Raw genomic sequence first — 23,262 nt, forward strand, 5'->3', positions numbered from 1 at the left:
CACGTGAAATGCGGGGTAGACAGCGGCAAAGCACTAATGAGGAAGGGCAGCCGCATGCGTCGTGTCGTCGTCACCGGTTTGGGATTGGTAACTCCGCTGGCTTGCGGGGTCGAGGAAACCTGGTCGCGTATTCTGGCCGGAGAGTCGGGCGCTGGTCCGATCACCAAGTTTGATGCCAGCAATCTGGCCACCACCTATGCTTGCGAAATTCCGCTGGGTGATGGGTCCGATGGCACCTTTAACCCTGATGACTGGATGGCGCCGAAAGAGCGTCGCAAGGTCGATGACTTTATCCTGTACGGAATCGCGGCGGCCATGCAGGCGGTCAAGGATTCCGGCTGGGAGCCCGAGGACACCGAAGCGCGTGAACGCACGGGCGTGATGATCGGCTCTGGCATCGGTGGTCTCAACTCGATCGCGGAAACCGCTGTTTTGATCAAGGAAAAGGGCCCGCGCCGTGTGTCGCCGTTCTTTATCCCTGGTGCGTTGATCAACCTGATCTCTGGTCAAGTCTCAATCAAGTTCGGCTTCAAAGGCCCGAACCACGCTGTTGTGACCGCTTGCTCGACCGGCGCGCACGCCATTGGCGACGCGGCCCGTCTGATCAAGGATGGCGACGCGGACGTCATGGTTGCCGGTGGCGCAGAAGGCGCGATCTCGGAAATCGGGATAGCAGGCTTTAACGCGTGTAAGGCGCTGTCGACCAAACGCGCGGACGACCCCAAAGCGGCGAGCCGCCCCTATGACGCGGACCGTGACGGCTTTGTCATGGGCGAGGGCGCAGGTATTGTGGTTCTGGAAGAATACGAGCACGCCAAGGCGCGCGGCGCGAAAATTTATGCCGAAGTTCTGGGCTATGGTCTGTCGGGTGACGCCTACCACATCACTGCCCCCAGCGAAGATGGCGAAGGCGGCGAGCGTTCCATGAAGGCCGCGCTGAAGAAAGCAGGTCTGGAGCCCAACGCGATCGATTACATCAACGCGCACGGCACCTCGACCATGGCGGACGTGATCGAATTGGGCGCGGTAGAGCGTCTCATGGGTGATCACGCGGGCAACGTCACGATGTCCTCGACTAAGTCGGCGACTGGTCACCTGTTGGGTGCTGCTGGTGCAATCGAAGCGATCTTCTCGATCCTTGCGATCCGCGATCAGGTGGCTCCGCCGACCATCAACCTCGACACCCCCGCGGTGGAGACCAAGGTTGATTTGGCCCCGAACAAGAAGGTCGAGCGCAAGATTGATGTGGCTCTGTCCAACAGCTTTGGCTTCGGCGGTACCAATGCCAGCGTGATCTTCGGGAAAGTGAAGTAATGTGGCGCAGTGTTGCCTCTAACGCGCTGACGTTTCTGATCGTCGCGATCTTTCTGCTGTCTGGCGTCGTCCTCTGGGGACAGCGCCAGTACACAGAAGCTGGCCCGCTGAACGAGGCAATTTGTTTGCGTGTGGAGCGCGGCAGCAATTTCAGCCGTGTGTCCGAGAACCTCGCTGAGCAAGGGGCAATCACGAATGCGCAGATCTTTCGCGTTGGCGTCGACTACACAGACAAATCCACCGAGCTAAAAGCGGGGTCCTACTTGGTGCCCGCCAATACCTCGATGGAAGAGATCGTGGATATCGTCACCCGTGGCGGCGCGAGCTCTTGTGGGACCGAGGTGGTTTACCGCGTTGGCGTGAACTCTTTGGTTGGGGAGGTCCGCGAGTTGGACCCCGCCACCGGCCGTTTCGAGGAAGTGGCTGAGTATGCGCCTGGCTCGGACGCTGAGGTGCCCGCCGAAGTGACCCGCGTGAAGGAGTTGGGCGACACCCGCTATCGGATCGCACTGGCCGAAGGTGTGACCAGCTGGCAGATCGTGAACGCGCTGAACAGCGTCGACGTTCTAAGCGGTGAGATTTCGGGTATCCCGGCTGAGGGTAGCCTCGCGCCTGACAGTTACGAAGTGTCCAAAGGCGATGACCGCGCGGCGGTGATTGCACGGATGGAAGCGCTGCAGGCAGATCGTGTGGCCGAAGTTTGGGCGAACCGTTCGGACAACATCGAAGTCGAGACCCCCGAAGAGATGCTGATCCTTGCCTCGATTATCGAGAAAGAGACCGGAATCGCGGAAGAGCGGCCTCAGGTGTCGAGCGTGTTTACCAACCGTTTGGCGCAGGGGATGCCACTGCAAACGGACCCGACCGTGATCTACGGAATCACGCGGGGCGAAGGCGTGCTGGGTCGCGGTCTGCGTCAAAGCGAATTGCGCCGCGAGACGCCTTGGAACACCTATGTGATCCGTGGTTTGCCGCCGACTCCGATTGCGAACCCCGGGCTGGCGTCGCTGCGTGCGGCGGTCGATCCGGCAGATACGCCCTATCTGTTCTTTGTGGCGGATGGCACGGGCGGCCACGCCTTTGCAGAAACTCTGGCCGAGCATAACGCGAATGTGGCCAAATGGCGGGCGATTGAAGCTGAGCGCGCAAATAACTGATATCGCTTGATGAATGCGGTTTGAAAAGCGTCCCTTTGGGGGCGCTTTTTTCGTTTTGGGCCTGCTGCGCAGTCCGCCTGCGGCGCGGGTATTTGTGCCAAGAAAGAGATGCGCCTTTCCAAAGGGTTAAGGGCGCGGGCGTGTGAAATGCTGCGTCATAGGCGGGACGGACCGAGCGCGGTATATCTGGTGGCAAGCTAGACGAGACGGGCCCGCCACTTTGCAGGCAAACGGGTGGTGGGTCGCGTTTTCTCGTGCGGGTTTCGCATGAGAGGCAAAACACAATGAACACATCTATCGAGCAGCCCCATGAGGACCGTATTTTTGACCGCTTTCGCAATGTGGCGGGGCAAATCCACGATCTGATGGGGGAAGTCGAAGCCCTGCAGAACAAGATCCGCGTCGGTGACTTGGAGGCTATGAAGAACAGCGAAAAGGCGCTGGCCGCGCTGCGGGGGTGGATGAAACGGGCCTATGAATTGGAGGATCTGCATCATGAACGAACTGGACAGTCACGGGGTGGGGCCGAGCTTGACCTCGGCGCCGCACGCGCTTCGATCGGGGGCCGCTTGGCTCGCCTCCGCGCCGCTGGAGGTGCAGGAGCAGTTTCTGGACAGTCTGAGTGAGGCAGAGGTCGCGGCGTTGCCGTGGCTCTTTGATTTCTGGGCTTTGCCGCATCAGTTGCCGCCTTCGGGGGATTGGCGCAGCTGGGTGATTATGGGGGGGCGCGGCGCGGGGAAAACCCGCGCCGGTGCCGAATGGGTGCGTTCTCGGGTCGAGGGTAACAGGCCCCGCGATCCGGGCGCGTGCTCGCGCATCGCGTTGGTCGGCGAGACATTCGATCAGGTGCGCGAAGTGATGATTTTCGGGGAGAGCGGGATTTTGGCCTGCTCTCCGCCGGACCGTCGGCCCGAATGGAGCGCGACGCGGCGGCGGCTGACATGGCCCAATGGGGCAGAGGCGGCGGCTTTTTCTGCGCATGATTTTGAGGGGCTCAGGGGGCCGCAGTTTGATGGCGCTTGGGTCGATGAATTGGCCAAGTGGAAGAACGGGCAGGATGCCTGGGATATGCTGCAATTTGCGTTGCGGCTGGGGGATGATCCGCGGGTTTGTGTGACGACAACGCCGCGGAATGTTGGCGCGCTGAAGGATTTGTTGAAGGCACCGTCCACGGTGGTGACCCATGCGCGGACGCAGGATAACAGCGCCTATCTGGCGGAGTCGTTTCTGGCTGAGGTGCAGGCGCGGTATGCGGGATCTCGGCTGGGACGGCAGGAATTGGATGGCGTGCTGCTGGAAGAGGCTGAGGGCGCGCTGTGGAAAATGGCAGAGCTGGAGCGAGCGCAGGTCGGTGCTGTGCCCGACTTGGATCGCATCGTGGTCGCTGTGGACCCGCCGGTGACGGGCCATGCGGGGTCGGACACCTGCGGGATCGTCGTGGTGGGCGCTGTGGTGCAGGGACCTCCGCAAAACTGGCGGGCTTATGTGCTGGAGGATGCCTCTGTGGCGTCGAGTTCCCCTTTGGCTTGGGCGCAGGCGGCTGTGGCGGCAATGCGTCGGCACAGCGCGGACCGGATCGTGGCGGAGGTTAATCAGGGTGGTGATTTAGTAGAGGCGGTTCTGCGGCAGGTCGATCCTTTGGTGCCCTATGCCAAGGTTCATGCCTCACGCGGGAAGGTCGCGCGGGCTGAACCAGTAGCCGCTTTGTACGAACAGGGGCGCGTGCGCCACCTTTGTGGTCTGGCAGAGCTGGAAGACCAGATGTGCCGGATGGGGCCACGGGGGTTCGAAGGCAAAGGCAGCCCGGATCGTGTGGATGCGCTGGTATGGGCAGTGACGGAACTGCTGATCAAGCCTGCGCAAGGCTATCAGCGCCCGCAGGTTCGGAGCCTCTGACAGGCAGCGCACGGTGCTCCCAGCGGGTGTTAATCTTTGCGGCGGATAAGTGTCACACAGACGGCGCGGGATGATCCCTCGCCAGAACGGAACGGAGGGACAATGGCGGTTTTCGATCTCTTCCGGGGTCGGGCAGAGCCCCAGCCCGTGCCAGAGACCAAGGCTAGCGCGACCGGTCCGGTGGTGCATTGGTCGGGGGGCGGACGGATTGCCTGGACCCCGCGGGATACGGTTTCGCTGACCCGTGCGGGGTTTGTCGGCAATCCGGTGGGCTTCCGCGTGGTCAAGGTGATCGCCGAGGCGGCGGCCTCTTTGCCGCTGATCCTGCAGGACAGCGCGGCGCGGTACTCGGAGCATCCTTGGCTGGCGCTTTTGAACCGGCCGAACGGGGCGCAGGTCCGGTCCGAGTTTCTGGAGACCCTGTATGGCCAGATGCTGCTGTCGGGGAACGGGTACATTGAGGCTGTCGAAGCCGAGGGCGTGCCGGTGGAACTGCATGTACTGCGCTCGGACCGGATGCATGTGGTGCCGGGGCCGGATGGTTGGCCGGTGGCCTATGACTATGTGGTCGGTGCGAAAAAGCATCGGTTCGACATGGTCGGCGGGCAGCCTGTTTGCCATATCCGCAGCTTTCACCCGCAGGATGACCATTACGGTCTATCGCCCCTAGAGGCGTCGGGAACGGCGATTGACGTGCATAATTCGGCGGCGCGCTGGTCCAAGGCTTTGTTGGATAACGCTGCGCGGCCTTCGGGAGCGATCGTGTATTCGGGGGCTGAGGGGCAAGGGACCATGAGCGCGGATCAGTACGATCGGCTGGTGTCCGAGATGGAGGCCCATCACACCGGTGCCCGTAATGCAGGGCGTCCGATGCTGCTGGAAGGCGGTCTGGACTGGAAACCGATGGGCTTTAGCCCCAGTGATATGGAGTTCCAGAAGACCAAAGAGGCCGCCGCGCGGGACATCGCCATTGCCTTTGGCGTGCCGCCGATGCTGCTCGGGATCCCCGGAGATGCGACTTACGCCAACTATCAAGAGGCGCATCGGGCGTTCTATCGTCTGACGGTGCTGCCTTTGGCGGGCAAGGTGCTGGGGGCGTTATCGAACTGGTTGTCTGAACTGTCGGGCGAGGCATTGGTTCTGGGGCCGGATCTGGACCAGATCCCTGCCTTGGCCGAGGAGCGCGAGGCCCGTTGGCGCCGCGTGGCGAATGCTGATTTCCTGACCGATGCGGAAAAGCGCGTGGCACTGGGGTTCCCCGCCATGCCCGAGGAGAATGCAGATGCTTGAACGTAAATTTCATCGACCGGATGCGGGTTTGCGCACCGATGGGGCCGAGATCAGCGGGTATGCCTCGGTCTTTGGTCTGGTGGATCGCGGCGGTGATGTGGTGGCCAAGGGCGCCTATACAGCCTGTCTGGAGCGTCTGATGGCCAAGGGTGGCAGCGTGCGGATGCTGTGGCAGCACGATCCGAACCAGCCCATCGGCGTGTGGGACGAGCTGCGCGAAGACGACCATGGCCTGTGGGTCAAGGGCCGGCTGCTAGAAAGCGTCGACAAGGGGCGCGAGGCTGCGGCTTTGGTCCAGGCCGGTGCGCTGGACGGTCTGTCGATTGGCTATCGCACCGTGCGTGCCGCCAAGGACGGCAAGGGGCGCCGCATCCTGCATGAAGTCGATCTGTGGGAGGTGTCGCTGGTGACCTTTCCCATGCTGCCTGACGCGACAGTTCAGGCCAAATCCCACGATCCCGCAGATGCCTTTGTTCAGGCCCTGCGGCGGGCCGGTCAGCTTTTGACCCAAGCCTAACCCCAATCAAGGAGAGAACCGGATGGATCTGACCGAGGCGATGCCACGGACCGGCGAAGCTGTGCCTGATTCAGATGAAATGCATGGCGCAATCAATGACTTCTTGGGCGCGATTGAAGCGTTCAAGGCCGACGTTAATTCGAAATTTCAAAAGCAGGAAGAGAGACTGACCATGCTTGACCGTAAATCCCTGACCGCTAAACGTCCCGCTCTTTCGATGGCCTATGACGTCGAAGCGCCCCACAAAAAGGCGTTCGATGCCTATCTGCGTAGTGGCGATGACGAGGGCCTGCGTGGTCTGGACATCGAGGCCAAGGGCATGTCCACCGCAGTGGCAGCCGATGGTGGCTATCTGGTGGACCCTCAGACCAGTCAGCGCATCTCTGGCGTGCTGTCGAGCACTGCTTCGATCCGCGCGATTGCCAATGTCGTCAGCGTTGAGGCGACCAGCTATGACGTGCTAATCGACCGCGCCGAAATGGGCCACGGTTGGGCGAATGAAACCGACACGATGGCCGAAACGGCGTCGCCCCAGATTGATCGCATCACCATCCCGCTGCATGAGCTGTCGGCTCTGCCCAAAGCCTCGCAGCGGTTGCTAGATGACAGTGCGTTCGACATTGAGGGCTGGCTGGCGGGCCGTATCGCGGACAAGTTTGCCCGCGCCGAGGCAGCGGCCTTTGTTAGCGGTGACGGTGTGGACAAGCCCAAAGGCTTTTTGACCCACAGCCGTGTCGCTGATGAAATCTGGACATGGGGCAATCTGGGGTATGTGACGACTGGTGCGGATGCGGCCTTTTCTGGCGCCGAGAGCCTGATCGATCTGGTCTATGCTCTGGGTGCTCAGTATCGCGCCCGTGCCCAATTCGTGATGAACTCGAAGACTGCAGGCCAAGTGCGCAAGCTAAAAGACAACGATGGTCGTTTCTTGTGGACTGATGGTCTGGCGGCGGGTGAGCCTGCGCGTCTGCTGGGTTACCCCGTACTGATCGCCGAAGACATGCCTGATATCACCACCGGTTCCTGTGCGATCGCGTTCGGTGATTTCCAGTCGGGATATACCGTTGCCGAGCGTCCGGACCTGCGCGTTCTGCGTGATCCCTTCAGTGCCAAGCCCCACGTCCTGTTTTACGCGACCAAGCGCGTCGGCGGAGACGTGAGCGACTTTGCCGCGATCAAGCTGCTGAAATTCGCCACCTCCTGACCAAAGGTGCAGTGATCTGGCCCAGGCATGGGCCGGACAAGGCCTCGTGCTGTCGCTGTCTGGCCAATCCTCCGCACGAGGGCGGCAGCGCGGGGTCCGAGTTTGAGCGGGCTGATTTCGGAGACAAAAATGATCCTGAACGAAGAGACTAAAGTGCCTTTGACCGCTTTGCCGGTGCAGGCGTTCAAGTCCCATTTGCGGCTTGGCACCGGATTTGGCGAAGATGCAGTGCAGGAAGCTGTGCTCGAGGGGTACCTGCGGGCGGCCTTGGCGGCGATTGAGCGCCGGACTGGCAAAGCTCTGATCACGCGCGAATTTTCCTGCCGTATCGAGGCATGGCGAGATGTGTGCGGGCAGACACTACCCTTGGCGCCCGTGCGTCAGGTTTTGGAAATGAGTCTGATCGATGTGGATGACAACCTGACCATCGTGCCTGCAGATCGGTACCGGTTGGCAGGCGATGCGCAGCGGCCGCGGATTGCGCCGCGTGGCACGCAGCTGCCGACGATCCCAAACGGTGGCTACGCTGAAGTTTTCATTCTCGCGGGCTACGGCGAGACTTGGGGTGATTTGCCAGCCGATCTGGCGCAGGCCGTAATGATTCTGGCGAGCCACTACTACGAATATCGCGATCAGAGCGCGGGCGGTACAGATGCCTTTCCGTTTGGGGTGAGTGGTTTGATCGAGCGGTTTCGCACAGTCCGCGCCTTTGGGAGGATCGGCGCATGAAGGCGGTCCACCTGAACCAAGAATTGGTGCTGGAGGCGCGCCAAAGCGTCTCGGACGGTGCCGGTGGGATGCAATCGGGCTGGGTCAGGCTTGGCACGCTGTGGGCAGAGGTGCGAGGCGGCAGTGGCCGGATCGCAGGTGGGGCGGCGCAGGTGGTGTCAGAAACCGCTTATCGCATCGTTGTGCGCGCCGCCCCAGCGGGGAGCCCCGCGCGACCCGTGGCGGGGCAAAGACTCCGCTCTGATGTCCGTGTTTGGCAGATCGAGGCCGTGCGAGAATATGACCACGCTGCACGCTTCTTGATCTGCTTTGCCAAAGAGGAGGTTGCTGCATGAGTTATCAACGCGCAGGAGCCCTACAAACAGCCCTGTTTTCTCACCTGGCGGCGGATAGCGCTTTGTCTGCGCTGATCGGTGACGCTCTGTACGATGCCGTACCATCGGGCACCCTGCCAGAGACTTACGTGATGATGGGTGAAGAAGAGGCCAAGGATGCGGCAGACCCGTTAGGCCAAGACGCTCGTCACGACTTTACGCTGTCAATCGTTTCCACAGCGCAAGGATTTCTGATGGCCAAAACGGTCGCTGCGGCGATTGGCCAAGCGCTGGAAATTGCGCCTGTTTCTTTGACCGAGGGACGCGTGGTCTGGCTTCGGTTTCGCAAGGCTAAAGCGCAGCGCAATTCAGAAACTCGACAAATCGATCTCAAGTACCGCGCGTATCTCGCGGCAAACTGACTTTTAAACAAAGAGGTGAACTATGGCTACTCAGGCGGGCAAGGACCTACTGATCAAGATCGACCAAACCGGTGACGGTGTATTTGAAACTCTGGCTGGGCTGCGCGCAACGCGTTTGTCTTTCAACGCTGAAACTGTGGATGTGACCAACCTTGGCAGCGAAGGTGGCTGGCGCGAGTTGCTGGCGGGCGCAGGTGTGAAATCGGCCTCAATCTCAGGGTCTGGCGTGTTCAAAGACACTGCGGGCGATGCCCGTGCGCGGCAAATTTTCTTTGACGGTCAGATGCCCGATTTTCAGGTGATCATTCCTGACTTTGGCGTCGTTCAAGGCGCGTTCCAGATCGCAGCGATTGAGTATGCGGGCACCTATGACGGCGAGGCGACCTATGAGTTGTCGCTGTCGTCGGCGGGCGCGCTGGACTTTACGGCGCTGTGATGGCGAACCCGTGGAGCGGAGAAGTCGCGATTTCGGTCAATGGCACTGAACGGGTTATGAAGCTAACGCTCGGGGCCTTGGCTGAACTTGAGGACCGGATCGAAGCAGGCAGCCTTGTGGATCTGATATCGCGGTTCGAAACTGGCACCTATCGGTCGCTGGATTTGATGGCCCTAATCACCGCGGCTTTGCGTGGTGGTGGGTTACCGATCACAGAGACAGAGGTTGCGAACGCATCGTTCGATGGGGGCCTGAACGGAGCGGCGTCTGCGGCAGCTAGGTGCCTGGCTTTGGCATTCGCTCCACCAGAAAGCGTTGAATGACTGCGTTCGATTTCAATGGAATGCTGCGGGTGGCTTTGGCTGAGTTAAAGCTATCGCCATCCGTATTCTGGGCCATGACCCCTTATGAATTCATGACCATGACCGGCCGCACGCCAGCGGACATGCCCATGGTCCGTGCACGGTTCGATGTCTTGAGCCGTGCGTTTCCCGATACCAAGGAGAATGATCATGACCGAGGGTCTGAGTGATCTAGAGGCCGACCTCGACCGGCTTGAGGAGAGCATGGAGGGTGCCGCAAGCCTGACACGCGGGTTCGAAGCCGAGCTATCTCGGATGCGTGAAAGCATGAGTGAGACCACGTTGGATATGCGGCGGATGGAGCGCGGTATGTCGAACGGGCTTCGGCGTGCCTTTGACGCGGTGGTGCTGGATGGGACGCGGCTGAGTACAGCGTTGTCAGGGTTGGGGCAATCGATGGTCAAGACAGCTTACGGTGCCGCGACCAAGCCCGTAACGGATCAGGCTGCGGGGGCCCTGTCAGGTACTCTTGGCGCGTTCATGTCGCGTGTGTTGCCATTTGCAAAGGGCGGAGCGTTTGCTCAGGGGCGGGTCATGCCCTTTGCCAAAGGGGGGATCGTGAACAGTCCCACGGCGTTCCCGATGAAGGGCGCGACGGGCCTGATGGGCGAGGCTGGCCCTGAGGCGATTATGCCTTTGACACGTGGACCAGACGGATCACTCGGCGTTCGCAGTGCTGGGGGGGCGGGTCCTGTTTCTGTGGTTATGAACATCACAACATCCGATGCGGCGAGTTTTCGGCGCAGTCAGTCCCAGATCGCGGCGCGCATGGCGCGCGCTCTCTCTCATGGCAATCGTAATCATTAAGCGAGGCAAGAATGGCTTTTCACGAAGTTCGGTTTCCCACCGACATCAGCTTTGGCGCCTTGGGCGGACCAGAGCGCCGCACCCAAATTGTGACACTGTCGAACGGCTACGAAGAGCGAAATACCCCGTGGCACCATTCTCGTCGCCGTTATGACGCTGGAATGGGGGTGCGCTCTTCGGCAGATTTGGAGGATGTGATTGCCTTCTTTGAAGCGAGGGCAGGGCAGCTCCATAGCTTCCGGTGGAAGGACTGGAGCGATTTTCGGTCGGCAAAAGGTCAGGCACCGATCACACCCGAAGACCAAGAAATTGCGATCGGTGATGGCGAGACGGTGACGTTTCAGCTGCGCAAAGAGTACCGCTCTGGCGCACAAAGCTACGCGCGGCCCATCGCGAAGCCGGTCCGCGCGACGGTGCGGGTGGCCGTTGCGGGAAACGAAATGCACGAAGGCATTGATTGGTCGCTGGATGACACAACGGGCGAGATCACTTTTGTTGCCCCGCCTGAAAGTGATGCGCCAATCACGGCCGGTTTCGAATTCGATGTTCCAGTACGATTTGACACGGATACGATTCAGATCGCAATGTCACGGTTCAACGCGGGCGAGGTTCCGGACGTCCCTGTTGTGGAGGTGCGGCTATGAACGTCGGGGCTCAGAATCAGGATAAATCAGCGACGACGATGTGCCGTGCTTGGCGCTTGGTGCGCTCTGATGGTCATGCGCTTGGGTTCACAGATCATGATGGTGTCCTTGAATTCGACGGAACAATCTTTCGCCCAGATGGGGGAATGAGCTCTTCAGCTTTGGAGCAATCCACCGACTTGTCGGTTGATAACGCAGAGGCGTTTGGCGTCTTAAGTTCGGACAAGATTTCGTCCGAGGACATCGCGGCTGGGCTCTACGATGCCGCTGCATTCTCCTTGTGGCAGGTGAACTGGCAAGATCTGTCTGAACGGGAATTGCTTTTCCGAGGTCAGCTGGGAGATATCCGCCAGTCGGGTGGAATGTTTCAGGCAGAGCTGCGCGGCTTGTCTGATCTCTTGGCGCAGCCGCGTGGTCGAACTTTTCAAAAGGGGTGCGGGGCCGTCCTTGGGGATCGGGCTTGTGGGGTGCATCTGAACCAACCGCTCTATCAACTGAATGGTACGGTGCGGAAAGTCATCGATAAGAGAGTGCTTTTGGTTGAGACTGAAGCCGCACATGATGCTGGGTGGTTTGCGCGTGGGACAGTCCAGTTCGAAACCGGCTTGGGTCAGGTTCTAGAGGGCGCTGTCAAGTCCGATGGCGTGACCGACGGGCTTCGCCGAATCGAACTTTGGCATCCTCTGGCCCTGGAGCCCGCTCTTGGCACCCAAGTTACCGTGAATGCAGGCTGTGATAAGCTGTTCTCGACTTGTCGATTTAAGTTCCGCAACACGCCGAACTTTCAAGGTTTTCCCGACTTGCCGGGCGATGATTGGATGATGCGCTACCCGAATATGTCCGAACCGAAGGACGGAGGGAGCCGCCGATGAGGGCACGATCACAAGCAGCACTCGCGGAGGCGAGAGAATGGATCGGAACGCCCTATCTTCATCAAGCTAGCGCGAAGGGTTTCGGCACAGATTGCCTCGGGCTCCTGCGCGGAGTTTGGCGTCATTTGTATGGGCGGGAACCGGAGGTAATTCCGAGCTACACGGCAGATTGGTCAGAGCCCCAAGGAGACGAGGCGCTGTGGCGCGCGGCGTGCCGGCACCTCGTCGCAAAGTCACTGTCGAAAGAAGCAGAGGGCGATGTTCTTTTGTTCCGGATGCGGCACGGCGGCGTGGCAAAACATTTGGGGCTACAGAGCGCCTGCGGTAATGCCCCGCGCTTCATTCATGCATTCGGCAATCATGCGGTTATCGACAGCCCGCTCAGTGCTCCTTGGCGCCGCAGGATCGTGGCGCGTTTTGAATTTCCCAATGAGGTAAAGTAATGGCGACAATCGTATTATCCGCGGCGGGCGGGGCATTGGGTGGTTCTCTGGGCGGCAGCCTCGGCGGCTTGGGAATGGCGACTCTGGGACGTGCTACCGGTGCAGTCTTGGGACAAGCGCTGGACGCTCGTCTCTTCTCGAATCAAACGAGCGCTGGATCTACAGTCGAAGTTGGGCGCACAAATCGATTGCGCATCGGCTCTTCGTCCGAAGGTGAAGGGATTGCCAAAGTTTACGGCCGTACGCGCGTCTCTGGCCAGATCATTTGGGCGACGCGATTCAAAGAAACCGTTCACACCAAGACGTCACGAAGTGGCGGGGGCAAAGGCTCCTCTGGTTCGCACTCTTCGACAACCCAGCGCTACACCTACTCTATCAACCTCGCGATCGCTTTGTGCGAGGGCGAGATCGCGCGTGTTGGCCGAGTCTGGGCGGACGGCTCTGAGGTGGATCTGTCTACCCTGAATATGCGTGTTTATCGCGGCGAAGTAGACCAGCAGCCGGACCCCTTGATCGAAGTGATAGAAGGAACCGATGCCGTTCCTGCCTATCGTGGGACGGCCTATGTGGTGCTAGAGGACGTACAACTCGGAGACTTCGGAAACCGTGTCCCTCAGTTCAGCTTTGAGGTCGTGCGCCACGCACCTGATCATGTTTCAGAGCACGGCGATGTGTCTAAAGATGTTACCGCCGTTGCGATGATCCCGGGCTCTGGAGAATACACTTTGGCGACCACACCCGTTCACTACGGGAAAGGGTTGGGACGTAATTCCTCGGCCAATGTGAACAGTTACTCGGGCATGAGCGACTTTGAATCCTCGGTGCATGCGTTGACTGAGGAGGCGCCGAATTGCCGTGCAACATCGCTCGTTGTGTCTTGGTTCGGAAACGATCTGCGATGTGGTGCGTGCTCGATCAAACCAAAGGTCGAGCAGACCGCGCATGATGGAGTTGGCATGCCTTGGCAGGTGAGCGGGGTACTCCGCGCTGAGGCAGAGCAAGTCGTGCAGCTTGAGGGCGACCCTGTTTACGGTGGGACGCCTGCAGATCAGTCCGTGGTGGAAGCGATCCAGCATTTGAACGCTGTGGGTCAAGAGGTGATGTTCTATCCCTTCATCTTGATGGATCAGCTCGGCGGCAACGGCTTGCCCGATCCTTGGGGACAGCGTGAAGAGCAGCCGGCTTTGCCGTGGCGCGGCCGGATCACCTTGTCTACCGCACCAACACTGAGCAATACGCCCGATGGGACAGAAGTGGCGGATGCAGAGGTCGCTTCCTTTGTCGGAACGGCACAGCCCAGCGACTTTCGGATCGAAGACGGGCAAGTCTTGTACGATGGACCAGACGAATGGTCTTTGCGCCGTTTCGTCCTTCACTATGCCAAACTGTGTCAGCTCGCAGGCGGCGTACATGCCTTCTGTATCGGGTCTGAACTGCGCGCTTTGACACAAATTCGCGGTGTCTCCGGTTTTCCGGTCGTTGATGCCTTGAAGGCGTTGGCCGCGGACGTGCGCGCCATCCTTGGGCCTGACATCAAACTGGGCTACGCGGCCGACTGGACTGAGTATTGGGGGTATCAGCCCCAAGATGGCACCGGCGATCGCTACTTCCACTTGGATCCACTGTGGGCTGATCCGCAGATCGATTTTATCGGAATTGACAACTATATGCCGCTTTCGGACTGGCGCGACGGCAAAGATCACGCCGACGCGGATTGGCACACAGCCTACAACCCGGCCTACCTGAAGCAGAACATCGAAGGCGGTGAAGGCTACGACTGGTATTACCCAAGCGATGAGGCGCGCGATATGCAGCAGCGCGCACCCATTACCGATGGCGCCTACGGGGAGCCTTGGGTGTACCGCTACAAGGACATTCGCAGCTGGTGGACGAGCCATCACCACGAGCGTATCGCCGGTCTGCGTGCGGACACTCCAACTGCGTGGGAGCCCTTTGCCAAGCCAATCTGGTTCACGGAAATAGGATGCGCAGCGGTCAACAAAGGCACCAACCAGCCGAACAAATTCGTCGACCCAAAGTCCTCTGAGTCTGCTTTGCCCCATTACTCCACAGGAGAGCGGGACGAGTTCATCCAGATGCAATACCTGCGTGTGATGCGCGAATATTGGCAGGATGCGTCCAAGAACCCCGTCTCACCGGTTTATGGTGGTCCGATGCTGGATGCTGACCGGATGTTTGTGTGGGCTTGGGATGCGCGTCCGTATCCGGCATTTCCCAATCATGGCGGCCTATGGAAGGATGCGCCAAACTATCAGCGCGGACATTGGATCACGGGCCGGAGTGGGCATCGAACGCTGGCCTCGGTCGTGGCCGAGATATGCGCCTCTGCTGGCGTTTTGGATGTTGATACCACGCAGTTATACGGAGTGCTTCGGGGATATTCGGAAACGGGCCCTCAGACCGCCCGTGCCGCGCTGCAAGGGCTCATGGTGACTCACGGCTTTGATGCGGTGGAAGAGGGCGGCACGCTGGTGTTTCGGTCCCGCTCCGATGCACTGGTCAAGATGCTGGACCGCGAGCGCGTGCTGGCGGACGACGAAGGAGACATCCGGCAGGCACGGGCGTCTGACCTAGAGGTGCCGAATACCGTTGGCCTGTCTTTCTTCGAGGCGGACGCGGGCTTCGAGCCCGTCTCTGTCGACACGCGTGGACCGTGGGATAGTGTTCAGCGCCCCTCACAGAACGAGGTGCCCGTTGTCCTGACCAGAGGGGAAGCGAAACAGGCCGCAGACCGCTGGCTCTCAGAGGCGCAAACAAGCCGAGAGACCTGCGCATTTGCGCTTCCGCCCTCTCGCAGCGATGTGTGTGCCGGAGATTTGGTCGCCTTTGAGGATGCGCCGCAGGATATCTACCGTGTTGAACGTGTGACCGTCGCTGATGGCCGAGAGGTCGAGGCAGTGCGCGTGGACCCGTCCGTCTACACACCCGCGCCAGAGATCGCAGAGATCCCCATTACCGCGCCCTACGTGCCGCCTCTGCCTGCTATCTGTCTGCCGATGGAGTTGCCCTTGCTGCGCGGGGACGAGGTTGCCCACGCACCCTATCTCGCGGCGTCAGGTGATCCGTGGCCAGGTGGCGTCAACGTCTATTCAAGCCGGACCGATGCCGGATATACGCTGGCAACAACGCTTGATGCGCCTGCGACGCTGGGCCAGTTGGACACGGCGCTGCCCTTTGCGCCGATCGGAGCCGAGCAAAGGGGCGTGTCGATTGAGGTGACACTGGTGTCGGGTGACCTTTATTCGGTGGATGAGGCTGCGTTTCTGTCGGGCGCAAATCTTGCCGCCATTGGGTCGGGTGCTGCGGATGGATGGGAGCTGATCCAATTCCGCAAGGCCGAACCGTTGGGGGGCAGGCGCTACCGACTGTCCGGCTTCTTGCGCGGGCAGGCAGGGACGGACTGGACCCAAGCTGGCGCGTGGCCCGAGGGCAGCTATTTTGTGTTGGTGGACGGGGCGTTGGATCAGCTTGATCTGCCCGCCGAGTCCTTGAACCTGCCGATGTACCTGCGCTCGGGCCCAGTGGGCCGTCCGTATGACGACCGCGCCTACACCACCGAGGACGTTACGTTTGTCGGCCGCGGGTTGGCACCTTATCGCCCTTGTCATCTGGCGCAGGTCCGTTCGGGCGGGGATGACCAACTGTCTTGGGTACGTAGAACGCGTATCGGCGGCGATGACTGGAGCCGCGAGGACGTGCCACTGGCTGAAACAATTGAGGCCTATGTCCTGCGTGTTTTTGCACAGGGCTCTCTCGTCCGCGAAGAGAGACTTACAGAACCGCAGTTCACCTACACGTCTGCACAACGGTCTTCGGATGGTGCCGTCGGGGGCTATCGCATTGAAGTTGCGCAGATTTCTGATCTGTTCGGAGCGGGCCCAAGCGCCGCACTCAGTATCGGCTGATAGAATCAGCAGGCGGCGCTTTGAAAGTGCCGCCTGTTCACAATCACGTCCTTGCATTTCGCCATCCGATCCTATCTGTTACACTGTTCGAAAGAGCGGAGGGTCCGATGCCTGAGACACAACCGAAAATTGCCGCGATCGACCCTGTGTGGTCCCGCATCGTAGAAGAGGCCGAAGCGGCCATCATCGAAGAGCCTCTTCTTGGGGGGCTGGTCCACTCAACGATCCTGCACCACGGATCGCTTGAGCGTGCGCTGACCTATCGGATGGCGATGAAGCTGTCCTCGCCCGAGATGTCGGGCCAACTGCTGCGCGAGATCGCCGAAGAGGCGTATGCCAGCGACGAAACCTTGGGCGAGGCGGCACGCGCTGACATCGTCGCTGTGTACGACCGCGACCCCGCATGCTTGCGCTACATCCAGCCACTGCTGTTCTTCAAAGGGTTCCAAGCGATCCAAAGCTATCGCGTGGCGCACTGGCTTTGGCGTACCGGACGGCACGATCTGGCATACTTCCTTCAGATGCGGATTTCCGAACAGTTTGGTCTGGACGTTCACCCTGCAGCGCGCATCGGGCGTGGCATCATGATCGACCACGCACACTCCATCGTCATCGGCGAGACTGCCGTGGTCGGTGACAACGTATCTATGCTGCACTCGGTAACCCTTGGCGGGACAGGCAAGGAAGAAGAGGATCGTCACCCTAAGATCGGCAATGGCGTTCTGATCGGGGCCGGTGCCAAGGTGCTTGGAAACATCAAGGTCGGCGACTGCTCGCGCGTTGCGGCGGGCTCTGTGGTTCTACAGGACGTGCCGCCCTGCAAGACCGTGGCCGGTGTGCCCGCGCGCATCGTCGGAGAGGCAGGGTGCAGCCAACCGTCGCTGAGCATGGACCACAATTTCCCCTCGCACGGCTGACATCACCAATACCCTTAATGGTAAGGCGGAGTTGCATATTTGCAGCTCCGCCTTTTTGGTTTGTCGCGTTTCTCTGATTCCATTGTTGCACTTTAGATTCGCACCATGGCGCGAAAATAAGAATTGAAAATAATCCAAGGAAATAAGAGCTTAAAAGAGAAAGGGACGAAACGGCAGTGTCCGTTTCGTCCCTGTGATTTTGAAAGTGAGCGGCTTTCTTGAGATTGAAACTACTACTTTTGTGTATGAAGTTTCAAACTGCCCATTCGGGTAATCCGCTATCTTTCGATGTGCATCTTTACACTCTTAAGCGAGCATCATCATCGGGTTCTCGAGGTTCTCTGCGATCGCCTTCAGCAGCTCGGCTCCCAGTGCGCCATCAATCACACGGTGATCAACGCTCAGGGTGACGGACATGACGGTCGCCACTTCGATTTCGCCCTCTGCGTTCACCACTGGTTTTTTCACGCCAGCACCAACCGCAAGGATCGCACCGTGAGGCGGGTTAATCACAGCGTCGAAGTTGTCGATGCCGAACATGCCGAGGTTCGAGATGGCAAAGCTGCCGCCTTGGTACTCGTGGGGCGCAAGTTTGCGGTCACGGGCGCGTTTCGCCAGATCCTTCATCTCTGCCGACAGCGCGGACAGGGACTTCATCTCGGCGTCTTTCAGAACGGGCGTGAAGAGACCACCGTCGATCGCAACCGCAACGGCTACGTCCGAAGGCTTCAGTTCCAGCACGCGATCACCGGCCCAAACCGCGTTCGCGGTGGGAACGGCCTGCAGCGCCAGCGCCGAGGCTTTGATGATGAAGTCGTTGACCGACAGCTTCACACCGCGCCCTTCGAGCTGCTTGTTCAGCTGGCTGCGGAACTTCAGCAGCGCGTCCAGTTTGATGTCGCGGCGCAGGTAGAAGTGCGGGATGGTCTGCTTGGCTTCGGTCAGGCGGCCCGCAATGGTCTTGCGCATACCGTCGAGCTTCTTCTCTTCGAACTCGCGGCCCTCGTACATTTTGAGCACGGCGTCGGTCGACGGACCCGCAGGCGCGGCGGCAGCTGCGGGCGCAGCGGCAGGGGCAGCAGCTGCAGGCGCGGCGGCTTCGGCCTTGGGCGCGGCAGTTGCGTTTTCCACGTCGGCTTTGACGATACGGCCACGGGGGCCCGAGCCTTTGATCGACTTCAGGTCCAGACCTTTGTCCGCAGCGATGCGACGCGCCAAGGGAGACGAGAAGATGCGGTCACCGCTGTCAGTGGTTGCCGCCGCAGGGGCAGGGGCCGCAGCCGAAGGCGTTGCCGCCGCGGCTTTGGTCTCTTCGGCTTTGGGCGCTTCTGCCGGAGCCGCCGCAGGGGCCGCTCCGATATCGTCCGCGCTTTCGCCTTCGGCCAACAGAACCGCGATGGGGCTGTTGACCTTCACGCCTTCGGTGCCTTCGGCGATCAGGATCTTGCCGATCACGCCTTCGTCCACAGCTTCGAATTCCATGGTGGCTTTGTCGGTTTCGATCTCGGCCAGCAGGTCGCCCGAGTTCACGGTGTCACCCTCTTTGACCAGCCATTTGGCCAGTGTACCCTCTTCCATGGTCGGAGACAGGGCGGGCATCAGGATTTCGGTAGGCATTCTGCGATCTCCTTAGCGGTAGGTGACTTGTTTGACAGCGTCGATCACCTCGTCGGTGGTGACCAGCGCCAGCTTTTCAAGGTTCGCGGCGTAGGGCATCGGAACGTCCTTGCCGGTGCAGTTGATCACCGGAGCGTCCAGATAGTCGAACGCTTCCTGCATCAGGATCGAGCTGATGTGGTTGCCGATCGAGCAGACAGGGAAGCCTTCTTCGACGGTGACGCAGCGGTTGGTCTTCATGACCGACTTGATCACGGTGTCTTTGTCCAGCGGACGCAGGGTGCGCAGGTCGATGACTTCGGCGCTGATGCCTTCTTCGGCCAGCTTGTCAGCCGCTTCTAGGGCGTAGGTCATGCCGATGCCGAACGAGACGATGGTCACATCGGTACCTTCGCGCCAGATTTTGGCTTTGCCAAAGGGCACGGTGTAGTCGTCTAGAACCGGAACGTCGAACGATTTGCCATACAGGATCTCGTTCTCGAGGAAGATGACCGGGTTCGGATCGCGCACAGCGGTCTTGAACAGACCTTTGTAGTCCGCTGCCGAGTAAGGCATCACTACCTTCAGGCCGGGGATCTGCGCGTACCAAGCTGCATAGTCCTGGCTGTGCTGCGCGCCAACGCGGGCGGCGGCGCCGTTCGGACCACGGAACACCATCGGTGCGCCCATCTGGCCGCCCGACATGTACAGGGTTTTCGCAGCAGAGTTGATGATCTGGTCGATCGCCTGCATCGAGAAGTTAAAGGTCATGAACTCGACGATGGGCTTCAGACCACCGAACGCGGCACCCACGGCCACACCGGCAAAGCCGTGCTCGGTGATGGGGGTGTCGATCACGCGCTTGGCGCCGAATTCGTCCAGCAGGCCTTGGGTGATTTTGTAGGCACCCTGATATTCGGCGACTTCTTCACCCATGATGAACACGCCTTCGTCGCGGCGCAGTTCTTCGGCGATGGCGCTGTTCAGCGCTTCGCGGACGGTCATGGATTTGAATTCGGTGCCTTCGGGGATGTCCTGTTCTTCGGGGACAACAACCTCGACCGGACCCTTGGGCGCGGCGGGCGCGCTGGGGGCGGCTTCGGCAGCAGGCGCGGCGTCTTCTGCAGGGGCAGAAGAGGTCGCCACATCGTCAGCGCTTTCGCCTTCTTCGACCAGCACGGCGATGGGGGTGTTCACCTTTACGCCTTCGGTGCCTTCGGCGATCAGGATCTTGCCGATGATGCCTTCATCAACAGCTTCGAATTCCATGGTCGCTTTGTCGGTTTCAATCTCGGCGAGGATATCGCCAGAGTTTACGGTATCGCCTTCTTTGACCAGCCATTTGGCCAGTGTGCCCTCTTCCATCGTGGGCGAAAGGGCGGGCATCAAAACTTCGGTTGCCATAATCCTATGTCCTCTCCCTTAGGCGTCTGCTTCTTGGCCTGCGGGCAATTCCGCGGCGTAGATGTCGGTGTAGAGTTCGTCGAGCGCGGGCTCTGGGCTTTCCTTGGCGAACTCGGCGCTTTCGTTGACAACAGACTTGATCTCTTTGTCGATGGCCTTCAGGTCATCTTCGGACGCGTGGCCGCCAGACAGCAGCAGTTCGCGCACGTGTTCGATTGCGTCACGCTCTTCTCGCATCTTCTGCACTTCTTCGCGGGTGCGGTATTTCGCAGGGTCCGACATGGAGTGACCGCGGTAACGGTATGTTTTCACTTCCAGAATGTAGGGGCCTTTGCCTGCGCGGCAGTGTGCGACAGCTTTCTCTCCGGCTTCTTTGACCGCCAGAACGTCCATGCCGTCCACTTCTTGACCTGCGATACCGTAGGCTTCGCCACGCTTCCACAGGGCAGGGGATTTGGTCGAACGTGCGACCGAGGTGCCCATGGCGTACTGGTTGTTCTCGATCACGAAGATGACCGGCAGTTCCCAGAGTTGCGCCATGTTATAGGTCTCGTAGACCTGACCTTGGTTCGCAGCACCGTCGCCAAAGTAGGCAAACGTCACGCGGTCATTGCCAAGGTATTTGTCGGCGAATGCCAGACCTGCACCGATCGGCACCTGCGCACCCACGATGCCGTGGCCACCGTAGAAATGCTTCTCTTTCGAGAACATGTGCATCGAGCCGCCTTTGCCGCGCGAATAGCCGCCTTCGCGGCCGGTCAGTTCGGCCATGACGCCCTTGGGGTCCATGCCGCAGGCCAGCATGTGGCCGTGGTCGCGGTAGGATGTGACGCGCTTGTCACCTTCGCTTGCTGCCGCCTCAAGGCCGACAACAACAGCTTCCTGACCAATATACAGGTGGCAGAACCCGCCGATCAGGCCCATGCCATAAAGCTGGCCGGCCTTTTCTTCGAACCGGCGGATCAACAGCATTTCACGATAGTATTCGAGCAGCTCATCCGCCGATACATTCGGTTTTGCTGGACTTTTCCGAGTGGCCATAATCCGTCCCCTCCCATTTTCAAGCAAATAGTTTAACGTTGAACTATCTATATCGCATCTATTTCCATGATGCGAGAGAAAATCTTGCACACCCGAAAAACGAGAGTCTTTCTGCGTATCTGTTAGGAGGAGTGGGTTGTCTGGTGTGCAATTTTTTACAAAAGGTGTAATTCGTATACAAAAAAACCGCCCCCCGAAGGGAGCGGCCTTGTCGTGTGAGTGGTGACAAGTATTCTTAGCGGATGACGATCTCGTCGGAGCGAACCATCCCAAGGACCTCGCGGGCTTGCTCGTCGAGCAGCTCTAGGTCCAAAAATCCGTCAGACAGGCGACGAGTTAAATTCTCCATCCTGTCGACATCTGCTTGCAGCGATGCAAGCTCGGCGCGAAGCGCCAGTGTTTCTGCCTCGATTTCAGCGCGGCGGAATACGCCGTAATCACCCTGAACCGCAGCGAAAGTAAAGTATAGACCTAACGTAAAGGCCGCAGTGAAGTATATCAAGAACCCGAGACCGGGACGTTGGTTCGACATGCTGCCTCTGGCGGTTTTCCGCTCTATTCGTTGCATTAGCCTGTGGATAACATACTGCCACAACGATACAAATCAGGGAATACCCCAAATTTGGGGGGACATTCGCAAACATTCCCCCCATTTTGTGGTGTGACCTAGCCCAGAGCGGCGACGCCAGGCAGGGTTTTGCCTTCCATCCACTCCAAAAACGCACCGCCAGCGGTGGAGATGTAAGTGAAGTCGTCAGCCGCACCGGCCTGATTCAGTGCCGAAACGGTATCGCCGCCACCTGCAATCGAAATCAGTTTGCCCTGCTGGGTCAACACGGCAGCTGCCTTGGCGGCGGCATTGGTCGCAGCATTGAAGGGCTCGATCTCGAAGGCACCAAGGGGGCCGTTCCAGATCAGGGTTTTCGACTGCTCAAACACCGAAACGATCTTTTCGACCGCAGCTGTGCCCGCATCCAGGATCATCGCATCCTCGGGGCAGGCGGTGTTCGCGACGGTTTCATGCTTGGTGTTCGCGGCAAATTCCCACGCCACGACAACATCTTCGGGCAGAACAATCTCGCAGCCTGCGCCGCTGGCTTTGTCCATGATCTCTTTGGCGGTGCCGGTCAGGTCATGCTCGCACAGGGACTTGCCGACGCTGATGCCTTGGGCCGCGAGGAAGGTGTTGGCCATGCCGCCACCGATCACCAGATAGTCGACCTTCTCGATCAGGTTGGACAGCAGGTCCAGCTTGGTCGAGACTTTGGCACCGCCGACAACCGCAACAACGGGGCGTTCGGGTTGTCCCAGAGCGGACTCCAGTGCGGTCAGTTCGGCTTCCATGTTGCGTCCGGCGCACGCGGGCAGCAGATGCGCGAGCCCCTCGGTCGAGGCATGCGCGCGGTGCGCTGCCGAGAAAGCGTCGTTGCAGAAAATGTCACCCAAAGCTGCGAATTCTTTCGCGAGCGCGGGGTCGTTTTTCTCTTCGCCGGGGTGGAAGCGGGTGTTTTCGATCAGCACGATGCTGCCGGATTCGGCGGCTGCAACGGCATCTGCGTCCAGCGCATCGACAAAGGTCACCTTGCGGCCCAAAACCTCTTCGACCTTGGGGGCGACGTGGCTGAGGGACATTTCGGGCACAACTTTGCCCTTGGGGCGGTCGAAGTGGGCCAGAAGAACCGGAGTACCACCAGCGGCAAAGATCGAGTCGATCGTCGGCTTGATGCGTTCGATGCGGGTTGCGTCTGTGACGACCCCGTCTTTCATCGGAACGTTGATGTCTACACGGGTCAGAACGCGTTTGCCGTTCAGGTCCATCTGGTCGAGGGTTTTCCAGGCCATAATCGTGGCTCCTCCTAAATATAACCTGCGCGTTTCTTCGCGTGTCGGGACGCTCAGGTCAACGGCTTAGCTTGGCAATCCTGCGTCCAAGGCTTAAGTCTGTGCGCAAATACCAATGAGAGGACCAGT

At 59.8% G+C, this 23,262-nt stretch carries 24 protein-coding genes; 19 read left to right on the top strand and 5 right to left on the bottom strand.

From position 1 onward, the window contains the following. Positions 1-54 precede the first annotated feature (54 nt). The 19 genes from fabF to cysE all read left to right on the top strand — a co-directional run bounded on the left by fabF (position 55) and on the right by cysE (position 17,250). On the top strand, positions 55-1,314 hold the full coding sequence (fabF, locus tag BM225_RS11020; RefSeq protein ID WP_072706587.1) for a beta-ketoacyl-ACP synthase II: 1,260 nt from the start codon (positions 55-57) through the stop codon (positions 1,312-1,314). After that, positions 1,314-2,471 (top strand): endolytic transglycosylase MltG, encoded by a 1,158-nt coding sequence (gene mltG / locus BM225_RS11025; RefSeq protein WP_072706586.1) that lies wholly within the window; start codon positions 1,314-1,316, stop codon positions 2,469-2,471. The genes fabF and mltG overlap by 1 nt, the downstream gene beginning before the upstream one ends. Before the next feature lie 284 nt (positions 2,472-2,755). Next, positions 2,756-3,097, top strand: coding sequence for a hypothetical protein (locus BM225_RS22110; RefSeq protein ID WP_245780460.1), 342 nt, complete (start codon positions 2,756-2,758; stop codon positions 3,095-3,097). Beyond that, the gene (locus BM225_RS11035) at positions 3,003-4,367 is read left to right on the top strand and encodes a DNA-packaging protein (protein ID WP_420809852.1); all 1,365 of its coding nucleotides are present in this window, start codon (positions 3,003-3,005) and stop codon (positions 4,365-4,367) included. Before BM225_RS22110 ends, BM225_RS11035 begins: the two co-directional genes overlap by 95 nt. A 102-nt stretch (positions 4,368-4,469) precedes the next feature. Further along, positions 4,470-5,657: a phage portal protein gene (locus tag BM225_RS11040; RefSeq protein ID WP_072706583.1), complete on the top strand. Its 1,188-nt coding sequence runs from the start codon at positions 4,470-4,472 to the stop codon at positions 5,655-5,657. Next, entirely contained in the window at positions 5,650-6,174 is a 525-nt protein-coding gene (locus tag BM225_RS11045; RefSeq protein WP_072706582.1) for an HK97 family phage prohead protease, read from the top strand. Before BM225_RS11040 ends, BM225_RS11045 begins: the two co-directional genes overlap by 8 nt. Positions 6,175-6,196: 22 nt before the next feature. Next, positions 6,197-7,378, top strand: coding sequence for a phage major capsid protein (locus BM225_RS11050; protein WP_072706581.1), 1,182 nt, complete (start codon positions 6,197-6,199; stop codon positions 7,376-7,378). Between the two features lie 129 nt (positions 7,379-7,507). Then, entirely contained in the window at positions 7,508-8,107 is a 600-nt protein-coding gene (locus BM225_RS11055; protein WP_072706580.1) for a head-tail connector protein, read from the top strand. Next, positions 8,104-8,442 carry a head-tail adaptor protein gene (locus tag BM225_RS11060; RefSeq protein ID WP_072706579.1) on the top strand — a complete coding sequence of 113 codons (339 nt, stop codon included), beginning with the start codon at positions 8,104-8,106 and terminating at the stop codon, positions 8,440-8,442. Before BM225_RS11055 ends, BM225_RS11060 begins: the two co-directional genes overlap by 4 nt. Next, on the top strand, positions 8,439-8,843 hold the full coding sequence (locus BM225_RS11065; RefSeq protein WP_072706578.1) for a DUF3168 domain-containing protein: 405 nt from the start codon (positions 8,439-8,441) through the stop codon (positions 8,841-8,843). The genes BM225_RS11060 and BM225_RS11065 overlap by 4 nt, the downstream gene beginning before the upstream one ends. Before the next feature lie 22 nt (positions 8,844-8,865). Beyond that, positions 8,866-9,279, top strand: coding sequence for a phage major tail protein, TP901-1 family (locus tag BM225_RS11070; RefSeq protein WP_072706577.1), 414 nt, complete (start codon positions 8,866-8,868; stop codon positions 9,277-9,279). Then, the gene (locus BM225_RS11075) at positions 9,279-9,602 is read left to right on the top strand and encodes a gene transfer agent family protein (protein ID WP_072706576.1); all 324 of its coding nucleotides are present in this window, start codon (positions 9,279-9,281) and stop codon (positions 9,600-9,602) included. Before BM225_RS11070 ends, BM225_RS11075 begins: the two co-directional genes overlap by 1 nt. Further along, positions 9,599-9,811, top strand: coding sequence for a phage tail assembly chaperone (locus BM225_RS11080; RefSeq protein ID WP_072706575.1), 213 nt, complete (start codon positions 9,599-9,601; stop codon positions 9,809-9,811). Before BM225_RS11075 ends, BM225_RS11080 begins: the two co-directional genes overlap by 4 nt. Further along, the gene (locus BM225_RS11085; RefSeq protein WP_072706574.1) at positions 9,786-10,448 is read left to right on the top strand and encodes a phage tail tape measure protein; all 663 of its coding nucleotides are present in this window, start codon (positions 9,786-9,788) and stop codon (positions 10,446-10,448) included. Before BM225_RS11080 ends, BM225_RS11085 begins: the two co-directional genes overlap by 26 nt. 11 nt (positions 10,449-10,459) lie before the next feature. Beyond that, a complete protein-coding gene (locus tag BM225_RS11090; RefSeq protein WP_072706573.1) occupies positions 10,460-11,092 on the top strand; it encodes a DUF2460 domain-containing protein in 633 nt (210 codons plus the stop codon). Further along, positions 11,089-11,964 carry a DUF2163 domain-containing protein gene (locus BM225_RS11095; RefSeq protein ID WP_072706572.1) on the top strand — a complete coding sequence of 292 codons (876 nt, stop codon included), beginning with the start codon at positions 11,089-11,091 and terminating at the stop codon, positions 11,962-11,964. Before BM225_RS11090 ends, BM225_RS11095 begins: the two co-directional genes overlap by 4 nt. Continuing rightward, positions 11,961-12,407, top strand: a complete 447-nt coding sequence (locus tag BM225_RS11100) for a C40 family peptidase (protein ID WP_092464379.1) — start codon at positions 11,961-11,963, stop codon at positions 12,405-12,407. Before BM225_RS11095 ends, BM225_RS11100 begins: the two co-directional genes overlap by 4 nt. After that, a complete protein-coding gene (locus tag BM225_RS11105) occupies positions 12,407-16,333 on the top strand; it encodes a baseplate multidomain protein megatron (RefSeq protein ID WP_092464380.1) in 3,927 nt (1,308 codons plus the stop codon). Before BM225_RS11100 ends, BM225_RS11105 begins: the two co-directional genes overlap by 1 nt. Before the next feature lie 107 nt (positions 16,334-16,440). Further along, on the top strand, positions 16,441-17,250 hold the full coding sequence (gene cysE / locus BM225_RS11110; protein WP_072706569.1) for a serine O-acetyltransferase: 810 nt from the start codon (positions 16,441-16,443) through the stop codon (positions 17,248-17,250). 306 nt (positions 17,251-17,556) lie between these two features. Here the strand turns inward: cysE and BM225_RS11115 are convergent, their stop codons facing one another. From BM225_RS11115 to BM225_RS11135, 5 genes are all read right to left on the bottom strand, one after another. Continuing rightward, positions 17,557-18,867, bottom strand: a complete 1,311-nt coding sequence (locus BM225_RS11115) for a pyruvate dehydrogenase complex dihydrolipoamide acetyltransferase (RefSeq protein ID WP_072706568.1) — start codon at positions 18,865-18,867, stop codon at positions 17,557-17,559. Between the two features lie 12 nt (positions 18,868-18,879). Next, entirely contained in the window at positions 18,880-20,250 is a 1,371-nt protein-coding gene (locus BM225_RS11120) for a pyruvate dehydrogenase complex E1 component subunit beta (protein ID WP_072706567.1), read from the bottom strand. 18 nt (positions 20,251-20,268) lie between these two features. Further along, positions 20,269-21,291, bottom strand: coding sequence for a pyruvate dehydrogenase (acetyl-transferring) E1 component subunit alpha (pdhA, locus tag BM225_RS11125; RefSeq protein WP_072706566.1), 1,023 nt, complete (start codon positions 21,289-21,291; stop codon positions 20,269-20,271). Positions 21,292-21,526: 235 nt separating this feature from the next. Next, positions 21,527-21,823: an FtsB family cell division protein gene (locus tag BM225_RS11130; protein WP_072706710.1), complete on the bottom strand. Its 297-nt coding sequence runs from the start codon at positions 21,821-21,823 to the stop codon at positions 21,527-21,529. Positions 21,824-21,957: 134 nt separating this feature from the next. Beyond that, positions 21,958-23,133, bottom strand: a complete 1,176-nt coding sequence (locus BM225_RS11135; RefSeq protein ID WP_092464382.1) for a phosphoglycerate kinase — start codon at positions 23,131-23,133, stop codon at positions 21,958-21,960. Between the last annotated feature and the right edge of the window lie 129 nt (positions 23,134-23,262).

Source organism: Donghicola eburneus, assembly GCF_900115865.1.
Classification (GTDB): Bacteria; Pseudomonadota; Alphaproteobacteria; order Rhodobacterales; family Rhodobacteraceae; genus Donghicola; species Donghicola eburneus.